This window comes from Enterobacter sp. MGH 38 (assembly GCF_000492855.1).
GTDB lineage: Bacteria > Pseudomonadota > Gammaproteobacteria > Enterobacterales > Enterobacteriaceae > Enterobacter > Enterobacter hormaechei_C.
The window spans coordinates 1485813-1507532 of the sequence record NZ_KI535608.1 but is presented as its reverse complement, the minus strand read 5'-3'; the positions used below and the strand labels follow the sequence as shown (position 1 = coordinate 1507532).

Annotated in this window: 25 protein-coding genes and 1 pseudogene; 14 read left to right on the top strand and 12 right to left on the bottom strand. The window is 47.9% G+C overall.

From position 1 onward, the window contains the following. Positions 1-9: 9 nt before the first annotated feature. The 6 genes and pseudogenes from L384_RS04300 to L384_RS04305 form a co-directional block, all read right to left on the bottom strand. Positions 10-3147: a RecE family exodeoxyribonuclease gene (locus L384_RS04300; RefSeq protein ID WP_023324752.1), complete on the bottom strand. Its 3138-nt coding sequence runs from the start codon at positions 3145-3147 to the stop codon at positions 10-12. Between the two features lie 140 nt (positions 3148-3287). Beyond that, complete coding sequence (locus L384_RS22835; RefSeq protein WP_032628279.1) at positions 3288-3452, bottom strand: YdaE family protein; 165 nt, start codon at positions 3450-3452, stop codon at positions 3288-3290. After that, positions 3445-3600: pseudogene (locus tag L384_RS22830) on the bottom strand (hypothetical protein); the annotation flags it as partial. The gene L384_RS22835 and the pseudogene L384_RS22830, both read right to left, overlap by 8 nt. Before the next feature lie 323 nt (positions 3601-3923). Continuing rightward, positions 3924-4343 carry a hypothetical protein gene (locus L384_RS0121295; protein ID WP_234784026.1) on the bottom strand — a complete coding sequence of 140 codons (420 nt, stop codon included), beginning with the start codon at positions 4341-4343 and terminating at the stop codon, positions 3924-3926. A 6-nt stretch (positions 4344-4349) separates the two neighbouring features. Next, positions 4350-4766 (bottom strand): hypothetical protein, encoded by a 417-nt coding sequence (locus L384_RS0121290; protein WP_032628277.1) that lies wholly within the window; start codon positions 4764-4766, stop codon positions 4350-4352. Between the two features lie 49 nt (positions 4767-4815). Next, positions 4816-5205, bottom strand: coding sequence for a helix-turn-helix domain-containing protein (locus L384_RS04305; protein WP_023324750.1), 390 nt, complete (start codon positions 5203-5205; stop codon positions 4816-4818). A gap of 98 nt (positions 5206-5303) precedes the next feature. Between L384_RS04305 and L384_RS04310 the strand changes: the two genes are divergently transcribed. The 5 genes from L384_RS04310 (at position 5304) to L384_RS04330 (ending at position 8690) form a co-directional block, all read left to right on the top strand. Further along, positions 5304-5522, top strand: coding sequence for a transcriptional regulator (locus tag L384_RS04310; RefSeq protein WP_014832188.1), 219 nt, complete (start codon positions 5304-5306; stop codon positions 5520-5522). A gap of 2 nt (positions 5523-5524) precedes the next feature. Next, positions 5525-6076 (top strand): toxin YdaT family protein, encoded by a 552-nt coding sequence (locus L384_RS04315; RefSeq protein ID WP_023324749.1) that lies wholly within the window; start codon positions 5525-5527, stop codon positions 6074-6076. Between the two features lie 84 nt (positions 6077-6160). Then, positions 6161-7078, top strand: a complete 918-nt coding sequence (locus L384_RS04320; RefSeq protein WP_032628274.1) for a replication protein — start codon at positions 6161-6163, stop codon at positions 7076-7078. Then, positions 7075-7761, top strand: coding sequence for a replication protein P (locus L384_RS04325; protein WP_023324747.1), 687 nt, complete (start codon positions 7075-7077; stop codon positions 7759-7761). Before L384_RS04320 ends, L384_RS04325 begins: the two co-directional genes overlap by 4 nt. 479 nt (positions 7762-8240) lie before the next feature. After that, entirely contained in the window at positions 8241-8690 is a 450-nt protein-coding gene (locus tag L384_RS04330) for a carboxymuconolactone decarboxylase family protein (RefSeq protein WP_005131814.1), read from the top strand. A gap of 246 nt (positions 8691-8936) precedes the next feature. Here the strand turns inward: L384_RS04330 and L384_RS04335 are convergent, their stop codons facing one another. Genes L384_RS04335 through L384_RS04345 form a run of 3 tightly spaced genes read right to left on the bottom strand, consistent with a single transcriptional unit; the run spans position 8937 to position 10474 of the window. Continuing rightward, the gene (locus L384_RS04335) at positions 8937-9416 is read right to left on the bottom strand and encodes a carboxymuconolactone decarboxylase family protein (protein WP_023324746.1); all 480 of its coding nucleotides are present in this window, start codon (positions 9414-9416) and stop codon (positions 8937-8939) included. 15 nt (positions 9417-9431) lie between these two features. Continuing rightward, entirely contained in the window at positions 9432-10040 is a 609-nt protein-coding gene (locus tag L384_RS04340) for an FMN-dependent NADH-azoreductase (protein ID WP_224222677.1), read from the bottom strand. An 8-nt stretch (positions 10041-10048) separates the two neighbouring features. Next, positions 10049-10474: a GNAT family N-acetyltransferase gene (locus tag L384_RS04345; RefSeq protein ID WP_023324744.1), complete on the bottom strand. Its 426-nt coding sequence runs from the start codon at positions 10472-10474 to the stop codon at positions 10049-10051. A gap of 109 nt (positions 10475-10583) precedes the next feature. Here L384_RS04345 and L384_RS04350 point away from each other — a divergent pair, with 109 nt between their 5' ends. Further along, positions 10584-11963: a MocR-like pyridoxine biosynthesis transcription factor PdxR gene (locus L384_RS04350; protein WP_023324743.1), complete on the top strand. Its 1380-nt coding sequence runs from the start codon at positions 10584-10586 to the stop codon at positions 11961-11963. Positions 11964-12219: 256 nt separating this feature from the next. On the opposite strand, the gene L384_RS04355 is transcribed toward L384_RS04350, so the two are convergent. Further along, positions 12220-13248 (bottom strand): HlyD family secretion protein, encoded by a 1029-nt coding sequence (locus L384_RS04355; RefSeq protein ID WP_032628271.1) that lies wholly within the window; start codon positions 13246-13248, stop codon positions 12220-12222. A 10-nt stretch (positions 13249-13258) separates the two neighbouring features. Further along, a complete protein-coding gene (locus L384_RS04360) occupies positions 13259-14851 on the bottom strand; it encodes an MFS transporter (protein ID WP_023324741.1) in 1593 nt (530 codons plus the stop codon). Positions 14852-15000: 149 nt separating this feature from the next. Between L384_RS04360 and L384_RS04365 the strand changes: the two genes are divergently transcribed. Then, positions 15001-15786 (top strand): IclR family transcriptional regulator, encoded by a 786-nt coding sequence (locus L384_RS04365; protein WP_023324740.1) that lies wholly within the window; start codon positions 15001-15003, stop codon positions 15784-15786. 564 nt (positions 15787-16350) lie between these two features. Here the strand turns inward: L384_RS04365 and L384_RS04370 are convergent. Beyond that, positions 16351-17532, bottom strand: coding sequence for a diguanylate phosphodiesterase (locus L384_RS04370; protein ID WP_023324739.1), 1182 nt, complete (start codon positions 17530-17532; stop codon positions 16351-16353). Between the two features lie 486 nt (positions 17533-18018). Here L384_RS04370 and L384_RS04375 point away from each other — a divergent pair, with 486 nt between their 5' ends. The 7 genes from L384_RS04375 to L384_RS04395 all read left to right on the top strand — a co-directional run bounded on the left by L384_RS04375 (position 18019) and on the right by L384_RS04395 (position 21432). Further along, positions 18019-18468, top strand: a complete 450-nt coding sequence (locus tag L384_RS04375; protein ID WP_023324738.1) for a VOC family protein — start codon at positions 18019-18021, stop codon at positions 18466-18468. Between the two features lie 365 nt (positions 18469-18833). Next, positions 18834-19058, top strand: a complete 225-nt coding sequence (locus L384_RS04380; protein ID WP_023324737.1) for a DinI family protein — start codon at positions 18834-18836, stop codon at positions 19056-19058. 106 nt (positions 19059-19164) lie between these two features. Further along, complete coding sequence (locus L384_RS22825) at positions 19165-19407, top strand: hypothetical protein (protein WP_224065701.1); 243 nt, start codon at positions 19165-19167, stop codon at positions 19405-19407. A gap of 39 nt (positions 19408-19446) precedes the next feature. Next, positions 19447-20049 carry a DUF1367 family protein gene (locus L384_RS04385; RefSeq protein WP_023324736.1) on the top strand — a complete coding sequence of 201 codons (603 nt, stop codon included), beginning with the start codon at positions 19447-19449 and terminating at the stop codon, positions 20047-20049. Continuing rightward, positions 20049-20255: a hypothetical protein gene (locus L384_RS04390; protein WP_023296483.1), complete on the top strand. Its 207-nt coding sequence runs from the start codon at positions 20049-20051 to the stop codon at positions 20253-20255. The genes L384_RS04385 and L384_RS04390 overlap by 1 nt, the downstream gene beginning before the upstream one ends. A 2-nt stretch (positions 20256-20257) precedes the next feature. Further along, complete coding sequence (rusA, locus tag L384_RS0121285; protein WP_032628394.1) at positions 20258-20620, top strand: crossover junction endodeoxyribonuclease RusA; 363 nt, start codon at positions 20258-20260, stop codon at positions 20618-20620. After that, positions 20617-21432, top strand: a complete 816-nt coding sequence (locus L384_RS04395) for an antitermination protein (protein ID WP_023324735.1) — start codon at positions 20617-20619, stop codon at positions 21430-21432. The genes rusA and L384_RS04395 overlap by 4 nt, the downstream gene beginning before the upstream one ends. Positions 21433-21720 lie beyond the last annotated feature (288 nt).

The window sequence follows — 21720 nt, the reverse complement described above, 5'->3', positions numbered from 1 at the left end:
AAATCCCCCTTAAGCCTGAGCGCGCAGCGCTTCGAGGCGGCGCAGGTCGAAGTCGTTCAGTTCATCGGTGTAATCGGTAGTGATCGGCGCTGGCCATTCGCCCGTGTCGAATCCGGTTGCTATGGCACGCATCGTTTTGCGGTACTCGAGCATGCCCAGTTCCAGCAGTTCGGTGGATGCCTCAATGATGGCGATCCAGTGGTAGTTCTCGTCTTTGTTGACGAATATCCAAAAGAACTGGTCCAGCCCCGCGGTCTCGCAATACATAGCTGCGCTGAGGTGGTAGTCCCGGTCAATGATTTCCCGGTGTAGCCTGGCGCGCAGACTTTCTTGCTTCACATTCCACATGCTGATGGTTTTCAGGTCAGCACCGATGCGCACGCCGTCCAGTTCAATCTCAAGGTCAGGGCGTACACGCACTTCTAAACCTGTTTCGTCGTCAAAGCCGAAGTAACTCACTTCAACGGCGCGGCTTGGATGTGTCAGCAGCATGCCGGCGGTCGGGTGCGCCAGGAGTGCAGATTGAATTGCCCGCGCTGTGGCCAGTTGCTGGCGGGTAACCAGAATCTTTTCGCCAGGGTTGTCGCGCCAGGCATCCAGCAGTTCGTCGGCGAATATGGCATCGGGCTTAACCGACTTAACTGCCTGGATCATGTCTGCTTTAGTGCCGGACACTTTCAGCGGCGTCGGTTTCTGCGCTTCCTGTGCGACCAAATCAGGATTGATGATCGCTAATTGCTCGAGTAGCGCATCACGGCTGCCGTTGGTTTTAACCGGCACGGGCAGGGTGGCGTTGTACTCTTTAATGCATGCCTTCATTGCCGTTGCTGTCTGTTTATGGCCTTCTTCAATACGCTGGTAGTCAGCTGGGAGAGCCATATAGCTTTGAGCCGTTTCTTCCAGGCTCGCACCAAGCGGCACTGGAGCGGGAAGGGATGCGTTATGTTGTTCAAGCAACGCTTTAATCTCGTCAGCACTCAGCAGCGCCGGCAGGCTGGCGTTGTACGCGTCGATGAACTCGCGCAGGGTTGCGGTGGTGGTGAAAGCATCCTCCGGGATCCCCGGTTCTAAGCTGAACTCTGCTTCGAGGTTTTCCGGCTGCAATGCAAGGGCATGCACCAGGTTTCCCATGTCCAGCACTTTTGATGCTATGTGAGGGATAGTTTTAGCTACATGGCGCGCATTGAAGTACATCAGGCTGACGCGGGCATCTTTCACCTGAGTTGAGCTGATGCCGTTTGCTGCGTGATAAACATCATTCGGCAGACCTTCGTAGCGGCCAGGTTCGAAGTAGGCCGGGTATTCGATTACTGGCTCTGACTGTTGCTCTTCCGGCGCTATGGAATCTGTCTGCGTATTAGCTGCATAAGCGCCTTCGCCTGGTTGTACCGAATCAACATCTTCGTCTTTCTCTGGCTTAGCCGTTTCCATCTGCACATCGCTGGTGGTCTCCGCTGTGTATTTCGTGTTTTCGACTTCATTTGAGGAGGTATTGACGACCGGTTCGGTATTTCCCCCCATCAGGCCATCGATGGAGAACACGCCGCTGCCGAGATTTTCAACCTGCGGTTGTTCAGCTGGGGCTTCAGTCTCAACTACAGGAGTAGGCAACGGCAGTAATTTCACAGCAGAGTTAAATTCAGCCGTCATGGTTTTATTCACAAACTCAAGATGAGCCGCTGGCGTGTGGTGGATGTTATCTGGCGCGATGCGGATCAAGTTGAAGATTGCCGCACGGTTAACCGCCAGTATGCCGGGCTGATTACGCAGGATGGCGCTCCAGGATTTCCATGGTTCTTCTTTCTTCGCCACGATTTCTTTGGCATGTCGTAACACGCTCGAAGGAATTTCGAAGTGGTGGAAGTCCATAGGCAGTAGGGCGCATGCGATCTCAAGATCGAGAGTGTCCAGAGTGTGATGCGCGCCTTCGCCGCGATCCGTTACATAGCCGCCGTCGGCATTGGTACCAGAATCGGTGCGCTGAACATTACTAATGCGGTTACCGGCTGCCCATTCGCGAACGAGAATGCCGCGGTCAATGTAATCAGTCGCCGCCCAGATTCTGGTGAATCGGAGAACCAAAGCGAGTTCGTGACGCTTCTCCTGGCTGAACACTTTGCGAATGGCGTCGGTGTAGCGCCACAGGTCTTTGGTATCGTAACCCTTCACCTCTTCGCAGTTTTCTGCCGCCAGCAGCAGGTTCTGGACATAGCTGTTGTCTGTGTCCATTTCCAGCGCGCTGATACCTTCGTATTCTTCGCGGGTCAAGTGGTGGCGCAGTTCGTCGGCGGTGAACTGAGCGAGTAGCTGCTTGCGAAATGGCATACGAACGACCGGATAACGTGTGGTTTCGTCATCATTCTCGTCAATCTGAATACCGTTTTCAGGTTCTGGAACCTGATCGGTTGTAACATCGGCGTCGCTGGTTCTTTCTGATTTGAGCAGAGTAAGCTTTCCGTTCCTCCACTCTCTCACTACCTCATTACAGTCGCCTGCATCTACTCTCAACCAGTCGGCCATGAAAGCAGCAAGTAGCTTTATTTCGTGCTCTTCATCTGGCGCGAATACCTGCTTAATCGCCTGTACCAGTTTCCACTCAGCGTTCAGGCTGAGTTCGGCAACTTCAGGGGTGTCGTTCTTTGCCAGTAGCAGATTCTGGAGATAGATGTTGCCTTCATCCAGTGACATTTCGCTGGCAACCAGTTGCTGCTCTTTACTGATATGCGTCTGATATTTGTCGCTGGTCAGGTGGAAGGCAAAACGGACTGCTGGAGTACGGTTTTCAAGCTTAACACTCTCGACGGTAGTTTCGACATTTACTGTCGGTTCCGGTGCGGCAGTGTTGTCCACGGCGCCAGTAGACTCAGCACCAGCCTTTGGTAGCCAAGTGCGTCCATCGTCCTGGAGTTCGTAGCGTTTGCACCAGGTGTAATCCACGGTGCTTTCTTTCGGCAGATCGTTATAAACCGGAAAATCGGTGCGAACTGGTTTTGCGTAATCCTTACCGCGGCCGGTTTCAATACCAGCATCTTCAAGCTCAACGTCGAGCTGTAGGTTTGCACGAGCTTCTGATTTCGCAGTGAACCAAATCACTGCGTCTTCTTTGCCGGATTTCTGCGTAGCCTTAACTACATAGAAAAATTCCATGTGAGATCCTCTTTTTTGGATGTAAGATCCCCGGGCCAGAGATAGCGCCCATTGGGTGAACTTTGGTTTTTTAAGTAGTTTTCCGGTGTAACTTTGGTCGGGAGCACCGGACGTACGGGCCGCCTTGCGCGGCTTTAACGTTATGCCTCGTGGGCCATCTGGTCGTACGAAGCACAACGTTCAGAGCAGTATTCTTTTTCTTTGCGCGCCAGCTGGGCACCGTTTCGATAGAGAAGGGTACTTTTAACTACTTTCTCCGGTTCAACCGGCTTGCCGCAGTACCCGCATTTCGTTGAGCTACACATCTGGATTCCCCTTTTGCGCCAACAGGTAGCACAGGCGGCGAAGAATCACCTCGAAGAGGTTCAGTTTCACGGCCTGTTGCCGTCCTGGTTTGCGTGCGAAATCAATCATTCTCACCCTCGTTTGCCTTATCGCCGGCCAGCGGAACGTTTACACCTGATGCGCGTTAATCTCTCCACCTCATCCGACTCTTCATATGCCGTCGGCGGCTACTTCGTGGGCGTCCTGCCTTGGTGGTTCGTAGTGCGTCTTGGTTATTCTAGTAAATCACCACTTTACCCACAGGTCAAGCATTTGAATACACAAAAGTACAGTAATGCTTTACCTGAGGTATGTGGAGTACGAAAATGAGCTATTGAGGGCAAAAAAAATCCCGACGCTAAGGTCGGGATCTGTGAGTTCAGGGCAGGGGCTTGGTGGTTGGGCTGTTGGAAGAAGGCAAAGAAAACCCAGCGCGGTGGCTGGGTAATTGGTTACGGCTTTTTGAGATAAAGGTTGAGCAAGAACATTATTATTGGCATTGCTATAGAAAGTAAAAGTAAGCCTAACATCCAAACCTTGATATCGCCGGCTTTAGAATCAACGAAATCTTTGCTTGCTTTAGTTGAAAGCTTTTCGTCTATATCTTTTAGTTTTTGTAATACTGTAGATATATCAGTTTTAATAGAGGCTGAGCTCTTAGTAAGCTCACGAATATCCATTCGTGCTTCAGAAAGATTCACTTTGATGTTTTCGACATCTGCTTCGAGTTTTGCAACTCTAGCCTCAAGCATGTTTCCACCTCCGCCATTACCGCCATCATGCTCGAATGATGCATTATTTTCGTTATAGCGTCCAGCAGGCAACCGCATGGTCTCTTTTCCAGGTCTCAGTATTGTAACTTTTTCCGGCATGTACTTTTACCCAGCCTTCTTTGTTACCTTAAAAAAGGCATCATTTTGGTGAATGGGTGTTTTACTATCTTGAGGGTAAAAAAGCTCAGCACTAATCTGATAAATTCCTTCCATGTCAAATGGTACTGATGGAAGATCAATATTCAGTCCAACTGCTACTTTATCGGGTTCAGAAGATGGATCTTCTGACATAAATATTTTGTCTCTATCCCAGCTATCGTCGATTACAGAAGTTCCATCTCGAAGTATGTCAAATCTTAATCTGTAGTTTTCTTTGTTTTTCAGGCAGATAAAGTAAAAAGCAATTTGCAGTACCGCTTTGACAGGTAAAACGTCGCATTCAAAAGTTAGTACAGGGGAAAAATTGTGCTGATTTATCCCAACTGTCGTATATGGGAAAAGAAAAGATATTTTTGCATCCATAGTATTACTTCCTTACATCTCATGGAAGAGATCGGAATTAAGGGATTGATTAATTTACTCCGTTATCGCTCTTGATCCTTCGACTCATGTACTTCGCATACAGTTCATCTAGCTCCTTCAGGCGAATTGAGAAGACGCGGAGCATGTTCTTCTGCTCTTCCTCGGGCAGCTGGCGATAGAGCTCAAGCAGGCGCTGTTCGTCTGCCTTAAGTCCGTCTTTCTCGCCAACTTCCTCACCAAGGAGCCAAGGGACCGACACTCCAGCTGCATCAGCTAAAGCAAGTGCCGATTCTTTACTCATCTTGCCGGTTCGAAACCATCCGGTCACCGCTTGTTTGCTGACATTAGCTACTCTGGCCATCTCTGTTTTTGAGAAGCCTTTGTTATTCAATTCAGTCAGCCTAGAAATTAGGCTCTGGTTAGGTTCTTTTCTATTCATATATGGATTGTAAACAATAGCTTTACCACTTGATAGGCAGGTGTTTATTGACTGATTGGTAAATTAGTGCTTTACTCTTTTGCACTTAAGGAGGTCCTATGACTGGAATTGAACTTGCAATTTTTCGATCTGGCTCGGCCAGTGCGCTTGGTACTCTGATCGGCGTTTCAAAAATGGCTGTTTCGCTTTGGCGCCGCAAGGGGATCCCGGCTGAGCGAGTGCTGCCAATTTATGGGGTTACCGGCGTGACTCCACACGAGTTGCGCCCTGATCTTTACCCGAATCCCACAGACGGTTTACCTAACCAGGAGCCTTAACAATGCAAACTGTTTCATTTCAACAGAGTAGCAGAGCTTCCTCTACTCCACTGATATTCCCGTGTCATCAAAGCGAATCGGCAGCGCAGGATATTGAACATCGAGATATTTGTTCTGCAGTCCGGGCGTGGGCAGCGGCAGAAGGGCGTGTAGCTGTTGCGCTTCAAATCCAAGAAGCGGCGGAAGAACTTCAGCTTAATGGCGTGGACTTCTCAGGCCAGGCCGACGTCTGGAACGTGAAGCTATTCCGCTGGCTGGATAACAAAGAAGACTCCGCATCGTACCGAAAGAACGTCGAACAGCTGTTGCCAGCGATCATGTCTGTATTACCGATTCGGTACCGCGACCGTGTCGTAAAGAACGACTCGTTTGCCTACCGGATGGCCAGGTTGGAAAAAGAGGTGAGTGAGGCGAAGCAAGCTCTGATGGTTGATGCACCGAAGAAGGAAAAGCTAAAGGAGTTAGGAGAGGGGATTTTCGAAATGTTCCGTGTCGATCCGGATCTCACAGCGCCGCTGCTGGCGATGGTCACAACCATGTTGGGGGCAATATGAGTTCTTCAGAAAAGGCGAAAGCCGGTCTGCGCGAACAGAACCGACTTTCAGGTGCAAAAACGGAGTGTAATTGCGGAGCTAAGTATGTCAAACACAGCTGAAATTATCAATTTCCCCCACAGAACTGAACAAGCGGGAGGTCGTATGGCCGACCTGTCGAACGGGTATACCAAGGTCGCTAACGAGATACAACAACTCAAGCCTCGTCTGAGAATGTCAGGCCGGGAGTGGCAGTGTTTTGAGGCGGTGATCTGGCTTACCTACGGCTGGAACAAGAAACAGGACCGCGTTACGAACACGGTGATCGCCGAGCTTACAGGGCTGAGTGATTCCCACGTTTCGGATGCGCTTAAATCACTCGCAGAACGCAAAATTATCTTCAGTCAGAAGCAGGGAGTGATGAAAACGGTCGGTATAAATACTGACCTTTCTGCCTGGATTTTAGACAAGCCGAAAACGGGAAAAGTCTTCCCGAAATCGGGAAAAGTGTTACCGAAAACGGGAAAAACCTTCCCGGAAACGGTAGACACCCAAGACTATAACAAGAACAATATTAAAATATCCTCGTCTCGGAATTCTGACGAATCCCGAAACCAGAAAACTCAAAAGTTTCTCTCACGCCATCCAGAAGCAGCCGCCGGGATATACACCCCTGCAGGTAAATCATGGGGATCCGCTGACGACCTCAAGGCCGCACGCTGGATTTACGACAGGCTTCTCACCGTCAACGCATCGCTATCCGAACCCAACTGGGCTGAATGGGCAAACACCATAAGGCTGATGCGTGCCCAGGACAAGCGTACTCACTACGAAATCTGTGACCTCTTCCAGTGGGCCAACCGGGATGAGTTCTGGAAAGACAACATCCTGAGCCCTTCAAGTCTGCGCAAGCAATGGGATCAGCTCACTACGAAGCGGCTGCGTGCAACCGGAACGGCAAAGCCATCCCGGGGCGGCATTGACCTGCATAACACCGACTGGATTGACGGGGTGCTGGAATGAAAAACCTCGCAGAGAGCATTCGCGATTTTGACCGGGAACAGGCTTGCCGGGTAGCGCACAACATGCCTGAGCAGTACACCGAACGCGAACAAACGCAGCAGGTGGCTCAGATTATCAACGGGCTGTTCGTACAGCTGGTGGCCGCGTTCCCGGCAAGCCTGGTTAATCGCAGCCAGGAAGACGTGAACGAGATCCGCCGGCAATGGGTGCTGGCCTTTAAAGAAAACGGGATCACAACCATGGCGCAGGTCGAAGCCGGCATGCGCATGGTACGCCGACAGGAGCGTCCATTTCTGCCTTCGCCAGGCCAGTTCATCAAGTGGTGCAGGGAAGGGCGCTGCGTGCTGGGGATCACCACTGCTGACGTCATGGCTGAATACTGGAAGTGGAGGAAGCTGGTTTATCGGTACCCGAGCAGCGAGCTATATCCGTGGCCAAAGGCGGTTTATTACCACATTTGCCTTGAACTGCGGCGCCGTGGAACAAATGGTCAGTTGAGTCTTAAAGAACTCGAGCGTGAAGCCAGTGACATTCTGGATGTGTGGGAAAAGCGGGTGCTGGCCGGGAAGCCGATTCCGCCAGTTCGTAGAGCGTTGGCAGCACCAGTATCGTCGAAGGGACCGACACCTGCAGAGCGTCTCAAAGCCAAATATGAGCGGATGAAGGCTGAAGGAAGGGCATAGGAAAGAAATGGTCCGCTATGAGCGAGAGGTGTGCGTACAGAACGAATTTCATTACATATGAATTAAACATTTCTTCCCTGGGAACGTCGATTGTCGTTTGGGATAGCCAGGCTTTAGCCTGCTGGTAATCGGCAGTTCAGCCAGAAGAAAGAGTGATCCGACAATGTATCCTGCACCTTTTTTACCATAATGATGAAGGCCTTCACCAAGTCACATCCTCAGGTGCCATTTCTGCATAAAGACTAAAATTGGCCATTCAAACAATCATCATTGTTGAATCAAAGTTAAACCCATATTAGTTTCATGGCATTCCATTTCTAACATGTCCTACGCATTTTCCTCTTCTTTGTGTCTTTTTTATATGTCAATTTTGATTATGATGACTTAACACTGAAGTATCCATCAGTAATCCTTCTGAAGAAGGTGAGGCATATTTCCGTAGATAAATCAATCAAGTAACACTTTCTAAAGGAAAACAAATGAAACGTCCAAATTGGTTCCAGGTATCTGCAGAAGGCTCAAAAGCACTGGGAACGCTGCATCATTTCGCCACAACAGGAACAAATCTCCCGGAAGAGTTAATACATTTGGTTTTTTTAAGAGTATCTCAGATTAATGGCTGCGCGCATTGTATTGATATTCACACCCGCGATCTTATGAAGTGTGGCATGTCGGTAGAGAAAATAGTTCTGATTCCCGTATGGGAGGAGGCTACATATTTATTCTCGGATCTGGAGCAAGCGGCGCTGGCATGGGCTGAAGAAGTTACCAGAGTAAGTGAGACACATGCTTCGGATGAAGCGTATTCTGCAGCGCTTTCAGTATTTGGTGAAAAAGATTTGGTCGATTTGACCATCGTTATTGCAACAATGAATGCACTTAATCGTATGGGCGTCAGCTTTCGAATGAAGCCGCTGGCCAAGGCATAAATTACCATTCATTTTCTTCTCGCGATTGGTTACTCATTTCCCCAAAAGTAAAAACCGCCGAAAGGCGGTTTTTACTTTTTTAACAGCTAGCGATGAATATAATCGATCTTAATATTCTTTTAAGCATGTATAATATTAGGTTGAAAATACACTATGAATACTATTCGTGTGCGGTTATTACATTATATGTAAGCTTATAATTAAAAAATAAAGCCGCCAACAAGAAGTGTTGTTGGCGGACATTTATTAATGTAATTCAGCACGATCCAGACCGTAAGCGCTATCCATCGAGCCTGGTGCCATCTGCGATAAAATCTGCAGACGGTTCCAGGCATTAATTACAGCAACGGTGAATGTTAACTCTGATACTTCCACTTCAGAGAAATGTTCGCGCAATTCGTTGTAAAGCGCTTCGCTTACACCATTATTACCAATGCGGGTCAAAGCTTCAGTCAGTGCCAGAGCAGCTTTCTCTTTGGCGCTGAACAATGGCGATTCCCGCCAGATTGCAACGTGATAAAGACGCAGTTCACGCTCTCCATGCATTTTTGCTTCTTTAACATGCATATCCAGACAAAATGCACAATGATTTAGCTGTGAGGCACGGATATCAATTAAGTGCTTAAGTTTTTTATCCAGCGAGATTTTTCCTAATGCCATAGAAGCATCGGCAAGTGTTTTAGCCAGTGCCGGGATGGTTTTGAAATGATTCACACGTGACGACATATTGTAATCCTCTTTTTAAAATAAACGATCAATGGTTTGCAGTGCATGGGGTAATGCTGTAGTACGAGTTACGGGGTCATGCGTGCCGTCTACCCGAATAAATTGCACGTCGGTAATGCCAATATATTCAAGCGCTACGCGAATGTAGGGCGTGAACTGGTCATCTGCTACAAATGGACCGTGGGCAAATACGCTGCCGCTGGCGACAACGCAATACACTTTTTTGCCGCTGACTAGCCCTATTTTTTTGCCCTCTGGCGTAAAGGCGAAAGTTCGTCCGGCGCGGGTTATATGATCGAACCAGGCCTTCAGCACGGAAGGCAGGCCGAGGTTCCACATCGGTGATGAGATAACCAATGTGTCGCAATCAAAAAGCTGATCTACCAGTTGTTCCGAAGTCTTAATAGCGGTGAGCTGAGCTTCACTACGTAGGTCTGGTGGGGTAAAAAAACCAGCAATGGTAAATGCATCAAGATGTGGTAGCGGCCGTTGAGCCAGGTCCAGAACTGATTCTTCAAGCTCGGCATGATGCGCGCGTAATTTTTCTACAAGGCGTTCAGACGCCGCGCGGGATGCCGATCCTGATAAATCCGGACTGACTTTAATGTGAAGCAGTTTCATCATTTTTTTCCTCAGGTGAGATCGCGATAAAAGTGCAGGCCGAGGGCGGTGTATCCGACACGCTGATAAAATGTCTGGGCTCCTGAATTACTAATGGCGGTATCAAGGACCATCTGACCACAACCGTATTCACGTGCGATTACCGCTAAGTGATTCAACAGCGTTGCACCCATCCCCTGACCGCGAGCCTCGCTCACTGTTACCAGATCGTCGACGTAACAGAATTGCCCGTGAATAAAATTTTCGAGCAGTCGATAACCGGCCAGCGCTATTGGTTTGCCATCCTGCTCCAGTCCTGCAAGCCGATAACCTTGCGCCTGCTGGCGCTGTACCTGGGCGATAAATTGTTTCTCATTCGTCAGTTTGCTGCGTAGTTCCCGCATCAGCGCAAAGCAACGGGCAAGGTCAGTAGCGGTGTCGTAATGTTCAATCTTCATGACGCCTCATAATGAGTGGCTTAGTTAATAGCCATATCTTAATCTTGTATGTCTGGTTAAAAAGGGCCATTATTGCACTTAATTGATAGGACATCTAAAGGTGCATTTAATGGGGTACAAAGAGATTTATGCCCGCTATCGTCAGCAGATTCAGGACGGTCTTCTGAAACCGGGAGCGCGCGTTCCCTCGATTCGTTCGCTAGCAAGCGAGTTGCAGGTAGCGCGAAAAACGGTAGAAACCGCGTATGAAATTCTTATTGGAGAAGGCTATTTCGTGAGTCTGGGGGCAAAGGGGACCTATATAAATCCGGAGCTCAGGCTAACTTCAACGGTCAGCGCAGACAACGCTGTATCGTCTTGTTCACTTAACACACAGATTACTGAAAGGAAGGGTGATCTGAGGCTCGGAATCCCTGCCCTGGATGAATTTCCCCATAAAAAATGGTTACTAATATCGGGAAAAGCGGCGCGAAGTCTTCGTCCAGAAGAAATGCTCATGCCCCCGGTAATGGGCTTTCAGCCGCTACGTGAGGCCATTTCAAGTTATCTCAATATTTCAAGAGGAATGAATTGCCGACCGGAGCAAATCTTTGTTACCAGCGGCTATCGGGCCAACTTACGGTTAATTCTGTCGGTACTTGCACAGCCTGACGATAAAGTGCTGTTTGAAGATCCTGGCTACTTTTATGGTCAGCAATTATTAAAGCGAATGGCATCCAATCTGCACTATATACCTGTTGATCGGCAGGGCATGGATGTTGATTTTCTTCAGCGCTATCACAATGATGCACGCTTCGCTATCGTTACACCCACTCATCAAAGTCCGCTCGCAGTTAGCCTTTCATTACCGCGTAAGCATCAGCTGCTGGCCTGGGCACAGCAAAACAGTAGCTGGATAATCGAAGATGATTACGACGGAGAGTTTCATTACACACGAAAAGTAATCCCGGCGTTGAAAAGCCTCGATATGCATGACCGGGTTATTTATACCGGTACGTTTAGTAAAACGCTAATGCCAGCTATGCGTATCGGCTATATGGTAATACCACAGGAGACGGTAGCCCGTTTCAGTGAACTGGGCGAAATCCTTGAAACGGGTCTACCATTACTGCCGCAAAAAATACTTGCGCAATTCCTTAGCGAAGGGCACTTCTACCGGCATATAAAAAAGATGCGCTTACTCTATCAGCAGCGGCGTCGCATGATGCTTGAAGCAATTGAAACGAGCTTTCCAGGGTTATTTGAATTTGAGCTTACAGATGGCGGGATGCATATTGTTGCCTTTCTGCAACGTGGCATTGTAGATACCGCATTAGCTGCATTATGGACACAGCACGAGCTTTACGTCCGGCCACTCTCGAGCTGGTATGCGCAGACACAAAAACGTTATGGGTTAGTCATTGGATACACTAATATTCGCTCAACCGAAGAGGCGCAGAAAATTTTGGAGCGGGTTAAGGAAAAAACACTGGCGCTTATGCAGCATTAAGTTTTTTGATAGCCAGGCGTGAATAATAATCTCTTGTTTAGCCGTATCGTTGCCTGATAAAAATATTTAGTCGATCACTCCCTGTAAATGAGGGTCGACTAAATATGATCGTGATACTACATGTGTTTTTTAACAGGAATTTAGTCTGATGTCGGTGCCATATATCTCCTACAGGATATTACGTATCGCTAACGGGAACACCGTTTCTAAGCCAGACGTTCAAAAATAGAGCGGTTTTTTGAGTGTATCTGGAATATTAGCGGATCTCAATTTCAGGAACGGCTGACATCCCGACGCGCAATAATTTTGCATCGGGTTGATTACCATCCAGCACTATTTTCACCGGTAAACGCTGGACGACTTTAGTAAAGTTACCCGTTGCATTGTCTGGCTGGATGGCTGAAAACGTTGCGCCGGTTGCAGGAGCGATACTATCGACATGTCCAGTAAACTTTTTGCCAGGCATGGCATCAATTTTAATTAAGACCTTCTGCCCCTGCTGAACATTTGCCAGCTGTGTTTCAAGATAATTGGCAGTGATGTAAGTTTGATGTAGCGGAACCACGGCCAGCAGACGTGTCCCTGCGTTAACGTAGGCACCGAGGCGCACCGAACGCTGGCCTACCATCCCATCGACTGGTGCAACAATACGCGTATAAGAAAGGTTAAGCCTCGCCTGACTGACCTTTGCCTGCGCGACTGCAACATCGGCTTCCGCCTGACGTAATGCAGCCCTCAACACGCCTACCTGTTTTTCTGCTGAGGTCAGAGCAGCTTCGTTCTGACGAACGACTGCGGATGCAGAACGCTGCGTTGAATGGGCTTTTTGTTGATCGTCCGCAGCGACGGTACCTCTTTGATAAAGTTTGTTAAAACGTTCAGCGTTCTGACTGGCGTACTGCGCCGATGCCTGACTGGCTAAAAGGGTCGCTTTAGTCTGAGCAATAATGGATTGTTGCTGCTCCAGTTGTGCAAGGCTGCTCAGGTGTTTTGCTTGACTAAGCTGCAAATTAGCTTGCGCCATTTCAAGCGCTATTGTGTAGTCTCGGTCATCCAGCGTGGCCAGTGTTTGCCCTGCTTTAACCCGTTGGTTATCCGCGACATAGATATTTTTGATATAACCCGATACTTTTGGTGCTACCAGTGTGTAATCCGCATTCACATAGGCATCATTGGTACGTGTATCATTATTCAGCATTGTCGACCAGACGAAAAATATCATCGTCATCATCAGAATTAATAATGCGCTGAGCATAATCGTCCTTCTGGATACAGAAAATTTCATTTAACCACCTCTATTTAGTCATGGCAGGTTGAAAACGTGTCTGGGGCGGCCAGACACGTTTTGGCAACCAGACAGTGAGTAATAACAGCAGGACGGCAAAGCCAGTCATCAGCAGATAGCTGTCGCCCAGACTCAGAACAATTGCCTGATGTTTTAATAAGGTGATAAATCCCGCGATGTTCTCGGTGTTGCTGATGCTGCCGTCGTGTAATAAAGGGATGCTGCTGCTGGCCTGCTCACTGACCGGTGTCGATATCAACCATGGGCGGTTGGCTACGTTATTGACCAGAACATTAGAATGAAATTGTTCTCTGTTATTTATAAACCATTCCACTAATACGCCAGCAGCGATGCTTGAAAAACCCCGTACGGTATTGAACATAGCAGAGGCATAATGTCCTTCCGGGGGAGCCACAACGCTGGTTGCGCTCATAAGCAACGGTAAAATAATTGACGGTAATCCAATCGCCAGCAGAACCTGTATGGCCCAGAAATTCTGGCGTGCCCAGTCGCTGGTTATCTGCATACCCATCAGGCTGGCGAAAATCATCAGAGCAATCCCGAAAGCTATCAGCCAGCGACAATCAACCCAGCGCAGACTAAGCAGTGCGGCAACAAGTGGAGTGATAATTAACTGCGGGAGCCCAATGGTCAAAGCCAGCGGCGCAAATTGCGCTGTTCGAAAGCCCTCTACTTTGCCAAAGAAATTGGACGGCAAAGCCGAGCCAGCCAGCGACAGTACCAACACTACAGCGAGCGCCATCAGGCCATATGAAAAGTTACTTCTCTCCAGCATCTGTAATTTGAACAAAGGGAGGGGATGAAACCATTCATTAATCAGAAAAATCGCCAGGCACACGATGGCGCTGGATAACAGACAATTAAATAACGGCGATTCAAACCAGTCCAGACGTCCACCCTGAGTGATGGCGATTATTAAAAACGCCATACCAGAACAGCCGGTAAGCATACCGAACAGGTCGATCTGTTTAAATCGGTCGAGATAAATCGGGTCCTGCGGCAAACCCCAGCCAATAAATATCATCGAAATCAAAATGGCGGGGACCGCTTGCCAGAACATGAACATCCAGCTCACTTCATCTGTCCAGAATGCCGCCAGTGAAGGTGCCACATTTGGACCTAAAGTCGCAGTCAGAGCATAAGCTCCAAGTCCATAAAGTTTTATAGATGGTGGCAGAAAACGTAGCGCCACAGTCATGAGTAAGGGAGGAAGTGCGCCGCTAAACAGGCCCTGTATCGTTCGCAAGAGAATAAACAACGGCGCATTCGGCAGTAAGGGTAAAAGTATGCCGCAAACCATAAAACCGCCAGCGCAAGCAAGCGCGAATTTACGCAGCGAAAAAGTCACAGCAAACCATGGTGCGATCATCATCGCCACTACTTCCGCGGCCTGGTAGGCAGATGTGAACCAGCTGGCTTGATCATAAGTCACGCCAATTCCGGCACGCACATCTGCAAGCGCTATATCTATAACCCGACCATTAAGTCCGGAGGTCAAGGCTGCAATCAGTACACCCACAAACCCCATTGCAAGGCGCCAGGTAAAGGGGGGCAAGGGTTGGGTAGAACGCTGTGCATTCATACAAAGTTCTCGTGCATTAAATCGATACAATGTACCGTATTGTGGTACAATGTGGCATCTTACATTGTGGTAGCGTCCATTGCAATGTGATAATTAAGACAAGAACTGAGATAACAGGCTGTCCGTCACCGGACGATAAGGAGCTCTATATGGCCGTTAATGCTTCAAGCTTTGAGGATGAAAAACCCGGCGGGATTCAGGTTATCGCCCGTGCAGCTGCAATTTTGAATGTGCTGGGTAAACACCCAGGCGGCATGAGTCTGGGGGAAATTGCGCAGGAGGTTGCTCTCCCTCGTTCAACGGTGCAGCGTATTGTCGCGGCCTTAGACAGTGCTCAACTTGTGCGTAGCAGCGGTGCAGGTGGTCTGCGTCTGGGACCAGCACTACTCAAACTTATTTCCAGTGTGCACAGCGATGTAGTGGATCTTGTACGTCCCTTCCTGGAGCAGCTTTCGGCCAATATTAATGAAACAGTGACCCTGGCACGTGCCAGTGGTACCCAGCTGGCAATCGTCCATTACGTTGTAGCATCACGTGAATTACGTGTTGTACCTCGTATTGGACTTAATTTGCCGCTCTACAGTACTTCCGGCGGTCGTGTGTTACTGGCTATGGAAAGGGATGAAGATGTCCGCATACTGGTAGGCGATGCCTATGAAGATCTAACCGGAATGACAGTTAAAACTCTTCCACAGCTTCTGGAGCTGATCGCCGATGTTCGTGCCAATGGGCTGGCTATAGATCTGGGTGAAACTCTTGAGGGCGTCTGCACGATAGCAGTAGCGCTAGACACACTTTTTGGTCGTTTTTCTATCTCATTATTAGTTCCAGCGCCACGTTTCCATAAACATGAAGCCTTTTATCGGAAAGAACTCATGCAATGCAAGGAGGCGATAGTTAATGAAATTGGAAGAATAATTTCGGTAGGAGAATAACTAACAACAGGAATAAGTGTTCTCAACGAAATTTGTTAGGCCGCTTGCACAGCCCGGCCCGACCTGCCCCAATATTAGATACAACGATCAGTTGGTAATGGAGTTGACCAGCTTCCCGTTGATCAACACTAAGTACTGTTAGCTACGTCCGCTTTTGGCACAAAGCTGACATTCCAGCCTTTGTATGACTGTAAAAACTACCTTCACGTGATAAGCCGCTTCGGGTAATGACGAGGCGCTTGTGTGACTTACTGGAAAACCAAATTGCGCGGCACGTTTGCTGCGCAAGTATCGCTGACTGCTCGATACCAGCTGAGCTTTAAAAGCCAAATATGATTGGATGAAAGCTGGTAGGAGGGTAAGGGGATGTGTGAGCGAAAATGAGACCAACTATTTAAGCCTGCTCCGTTTACCGCATTTTAGCTGAGTACTGAAGCATTGCTTTTGCACCCGCCGGGCCCGCTGACTTTTCACTATATATTAGTTTATCCGCTTCCAGCTTGACACCCATCGATTATGACTGCGTTAAGCCTATGAAAAAGTAATAAGTCTGGAAGTTTTTTTTTAAAATTCTATGAATTCATTAGATTCTGGCCAGAAGATCTTCAAATATCCATTTTTATCATATTTTGAAAAAAGATTGCCCTGGAAGCAAAATATACCAGCGGATTCTAGCCACATCCATTCTTCTGGTTGTTCGACACCTGTTGCACAAATCCTTATCTCTAAAAGTTCGCCGCAACGTATTAAACTTTGTAGTATCGCCTGCTTAGAGCCGTCCTTATGTATATTATGGATTAGTTGAGGGTGTATTTTGAGCTTCTCAGGCTGAAATTTCGAAAGAAACAATAAACCTGCATTTCCCACACCAAAGTCATTAATAGCAACACTTAAACCGCAGCTTTTGAGAATCTGCACGGAATGCGCGAACTCATCAATTTCAGGGATTATTTCGCTCTCAGAAAACTCAACTAAAACTTGTTCTGGGTGTAAGTTACTTTCTCTGATGTAATCGAGCAAAATCTCAATTGCATTCGGCACCCTCAGTAAGGTTAAAGGCAGGAGTGTTATTGATACTCGTTGTGAAGAGGTAATGAAACCCCCTGCAATTTTTAACAAATCTTTCTTCGATTCCAAATCAAAAAGTAAATTATTGGCTTTTATAACGTCATTATCTGATTTAGCATTCAAGACAAAAGAATGAATCTGGGCAGCCAGAGGGTCTATAACTGCATGCATGTCTTCGATAATATCGGGATCAACCGATGATACATTTATTTGATCGGATGAAAAAAACCAACTGTATCTATCAGGAAGTTCATAATAGCTGTCTGTCTCAGCAGAATCTATAAATGTGCGGAAAAACCTTAAGGCTCTGTCGTTGTAAAGCATTTTATGTTGGGTTGTTCCACGTTGAAGAACCCTGTCCAGACACTCTTCTTTACTGAATAGTCTTATATCAATTAATTCCATGCCTGAGCGGCCAAATCGTCGATAGGGGGCATAATCGGATAAGAGTTCTACAATGTTAAAGTGAAGTGTATCTAGGCAAATCTTTTCATAGATTTGCATTACAGCTGCTTCATCACCTTCCAGAAGCTGTAAGAAATGAATCCCATTGAAAAGTAAAACACCAGTTACCCCCGCACATTCATTTCGGGAATTTGCTTCACTGACCATGTCAATAATGGATTGAATTGGTGTATCAGCTCGCAGGTGGCTTCGGTAGATGAGAGTAGTAAGCATAGTTTCACACTTTAAAGGATTTTCTTCTAAAGTAGCATACGGAAGGTCAGTTAGGGCTATTTAACTGAAAAATTTACAAAAACGAGTACGGTAAAGTTAAAATTGTGCATGAAGAGTACAATGCTTCACAAAAAACCATTAAATTAACGTGGTTTAATCCTGCGAGAAATTCACGATTCTGCAACGTAAATTTGCTTGGTATGCACACGTGACAAAGTAAAAATTGATTCTAAGATTGCGGTAGTAAAAATTATCACATGGAGGTTCTAATGGTTTTCATTGTGGCTTTAACTTTATCTCTTCTTCTTTGCGTAGCGGGCCTTATCTTCATTTTGCTGGAGCTAGTTAGCATAGGCTGCAACCCTCAACGACATTGAAAGATACGTGCAAGAAATCCAGCAAAAGCATTGATTGAAAGGCACTTGACCTCAAGTTAGCTTGAGCTTTTAAGATGGCGATTCTCGATATAGTTAAAGGATTAGCCTAATGAAAGAGATTGATGTCGGTTTTACGCACGTTGCGTTTGTTGTTAGAGATTTGGATAAAAGTATTGATTTTTACGGCCGTTATGCTGGCATGGAAGTCGTACACAGGCGAGAGCCTGACCTTCCGGAGGCACGTAAAGTCGCGTGGTTAAGTGACCTAACTCGCCCTTTTGCGCTTGTCCTTGTCCAGGTTGATGCTGTGACTGACACCCCTTTAGGTAATTTTGGTCACTTGGGAGTAGCTTGTTCAAGCATTGAAGAAATCGACAATAAAGTAGCGATGGCTAGGATGGAGGGCATCTTGCGAAAAGAACCTGTTCAGGCAGGGGAACCGGTAGGTTATTATGTCTTCTTCGCTGATCCTGATGGTAACACACTTGAACTTTCTTATGGTCAGAAAGTCGGGATCGAGGCTTTTCGTCATTATGATACAGTGCCTGCATCTCAGTAAATTTCGATAACCGGTTGGATTACATTACGCTCTGGTAATGTTTCATATCGTTTTAGAGCTTGCTGACTAATTTGTTGCTAGTAACAGCAAGCTCCATATTAGCCTTTACAGATTTTCATTTTATTAATCTCATTTCTAAGCCACAATTTAGTAGCGAAACTGCACCAAACTCCGCTGAAATCTATTCAACATAACTATTGTGTAGACCTCCAAATCTGAGATCTGCCCCATATCGTACTTAAAACATATACCTGTAAGCCTGAAAGCGCTCCATAGTGCGAACACTCTTTAATCGTTGCAAAATCCGTGAGATATGTTTATAAATATACTGTATATGCATACAGTTGTTCATTGCGGAGGGAAAAATGAAAATCGAGTTAACCATTGATCGCATGAAGAAACTTCCTGTTGGAGCTATACCTGCGCTCGAGTCAGAACTGCTCAAAAGACTTAGCAAGCAGTTTGATGGTTGCCAGATTACGATTAAGCGTGCCAGTAATGATGGTTTGACTGTTTTCGGGGGCGACAAGAAAGAGGTTGAGCAAATCGTGCAGGAGACCTGGGAAAGCGCCGACGAGTGGTTTTATTAATCGCGTGAATTTCACTGGAGCAGTTTCAAAGAGTATCGCTGTTTGCGTTCCCCTGGCTGTTCCCGATTACTGTTTACCGCGTCAATAAGTCGCTCTGGGGGAAATAGTGTGTAGTGCAGATGCCTTTAATGCAGATGATCAATGGTACGACGTGGTCAGAAGGGCCGATAAAGCAGTTATCTATAGCTTCCCGGCTGAGGGCAGATATCTGGTTTATCGAGTAAATGGAATAGTTTCATTGCGACCGTTGCTCGAAGAGGAAGAAATATTCACTCTCAACGGGTTTATGCAATTTGCAAAACGACTGGGGTACCGAGTTACACCACCGTCTGATATTATTCTTTCATAGGCCTGAACAACCTATACCTGATGCGCCACGGAGAGAACCATGGCGCTAGAATTACAACTTATCAAACACCATTCAGGAATACTGATCCCGGCTACGCCCGAGACCAGGGATATCCTGCAATCAAAAACCCGGCTCGGCGATATTCTTGTTGCCGAGTTCAGGCGGGTACGAAACCCGGCATTTCACCGGCGCTTTTTCGCGCTTCTCAATCTCGGTTTTGAATACTGGGAACCAACCGGCGGGGCTATCTCGAGTAACGAGAGGAAGCTGATTACTGGCTACGCCAAGTTCCTGGCTTCGTATGCCGGCAATGAGGGCGCGCTGATCGATGCTGCTGAGCATTATCTTGAGCAGGTTGCATACCGCCGGGTCACAAATGGCATTAGCCTGTGCAAATCCTTTGACGCTTACCGCTCCTGGGTGATCGTCGAAGCAGGGCACTTCGATGCTATTCAGCTACCTGACGGCACACTCAAAAAGCATCCTCGCAGCATTTCATTCGCCAACATGGACGAGCTCGAGTTTCAACAACTCTATAAAGCTGTGCTCGATGTTCTTTGGCGCTGGGTCCTGTCTCGTTCATTCCGCAGTCGCGATGAGGCCGAAAATGTCGCCGCGCAGCTGCTTGGCTTTGCGGGGTGATGGGCATGCAACATTCATGGTTCCATCATACCGAATGCAGCACCGAACAGGCCGACGAACTGGTTAAGCGTTACAAAGCGCGCGGCGTGCGAGTTGAGCGCAGCCTAAACAAGGATTACGTGACCTGGACTGTCAGTGCTTTCCTTCCGACCTCAAATACACCAGCGCGCCCGGATAGCCGCTGGCGCAACCGGATGTGGGGGTGAACGTGAAAACATATCAAATCACTTTGCCCTGGCCACCGAGTAACAACCGGTATTACCGGCACAACCGCGGGCGTACACACATTAGCGCTGATGGCGTCGCGTACCGCTATGCCGTGGCCAGTGTCATTCGAAGCGCCAGGCTAAACATCCGAACGGCTGCACCACTCAAAATCCGAATTGAATGTCACATGCCCGACCGCCGGCGCCGCGATCTGGATAACCTGCAAAAAGCTGCATTCGACGCTTTAACTAAGGCGGGATTCTGGCTGGATGACTGCCAGGTAGTCGACTATCGAGTTGTGAAGATGCCTGCTGTTAAGGGCGGGAAATTAGAACTCACCATTACTGAGCTGGAGACCGCATGAATCTTGAAAATACCCTCAAATACCACTTCGCCAAGTCGACGCTTATTAGCGACTCTCCGCGCGCCACTGCTTCAGATTCACTGACCGGGAGTGATGTTATGGCTGCCATGGGCATGACCCAGGAACGCGCCGCCATGGGATACAGTGCCTTCCTCGGAAAGATGGGCATCAGTTACAACGACCGGGCGAGGGCGATTGAGTTGCTGGCTGAGTACGCGTTAACCAAATGCGATAAGGTTGCCGCGCTGCGCAAGCTGGACGATGCCGTTAAGCCACTGGTAATGCGGCAGCTGGCCACCTTCGCTTTTGAGGATTATTCCCGCAGCGCCGCAAGCGTGAAACAGTGTGATTGCTGCTCGGGGCAGGGATTCATTGAGGCTGATGTTTTCACGATGAAATCGCACTACACCATGAGGCTTCCACAGTGGGCAAAAGACCTTAAGCAATCTCCGAGTGATTTCGAGGTTAAACGCCAGGTGAAAGAGGTGGTGCGGGTTCTATGTTCGGCTTGTGAAGGTAAAAAAGTTGTCAGTTGCGCCTGCAAAGACTGCCACGGGCGCGGTAAAGCAGTGAATCAGGAGCTCACTGAAAAGCAGGGCGTGCCGGTTATGGCCGACTGTAAGCGCTGCGGCGGACGTGGATATGAGCGTATCCCCTCAACTGAGGCATACGCTGCGGTGCGCCAGATAACGGATACAATCAGCCTAGATACCTGGAAGAAGTCTGTTAAGCCCTTTTACGATCAGCTAATCACCAAATTTGACATCGAAGAGGCATGGGCCGATGCGCAGTTGAAGCAGATAACAAAATAGGGCGTTATTTTATCGTGAGCTATTTACTTTTCCCGAATCTGTGGTATTTTTGCTCTAACGATGGGTTATTGCCTTCGTTTAAAGCCCTGCGGTTAACCCCGTAGGGCTTTTTGCTTTATAGCAATTTAAGAATTACTAAAACCTTACAACCCCGTAGTAACTTCTAATTTCCCAGCCATGCTGGTGGGAAAATGGAAGAGGGTTTCTACTAGCTACAGCACAACGGCAGAATTCAGGTAGCCTACTACACCGATGGTGTAACCGATGACCTTGAAACGGGCCAGTTGA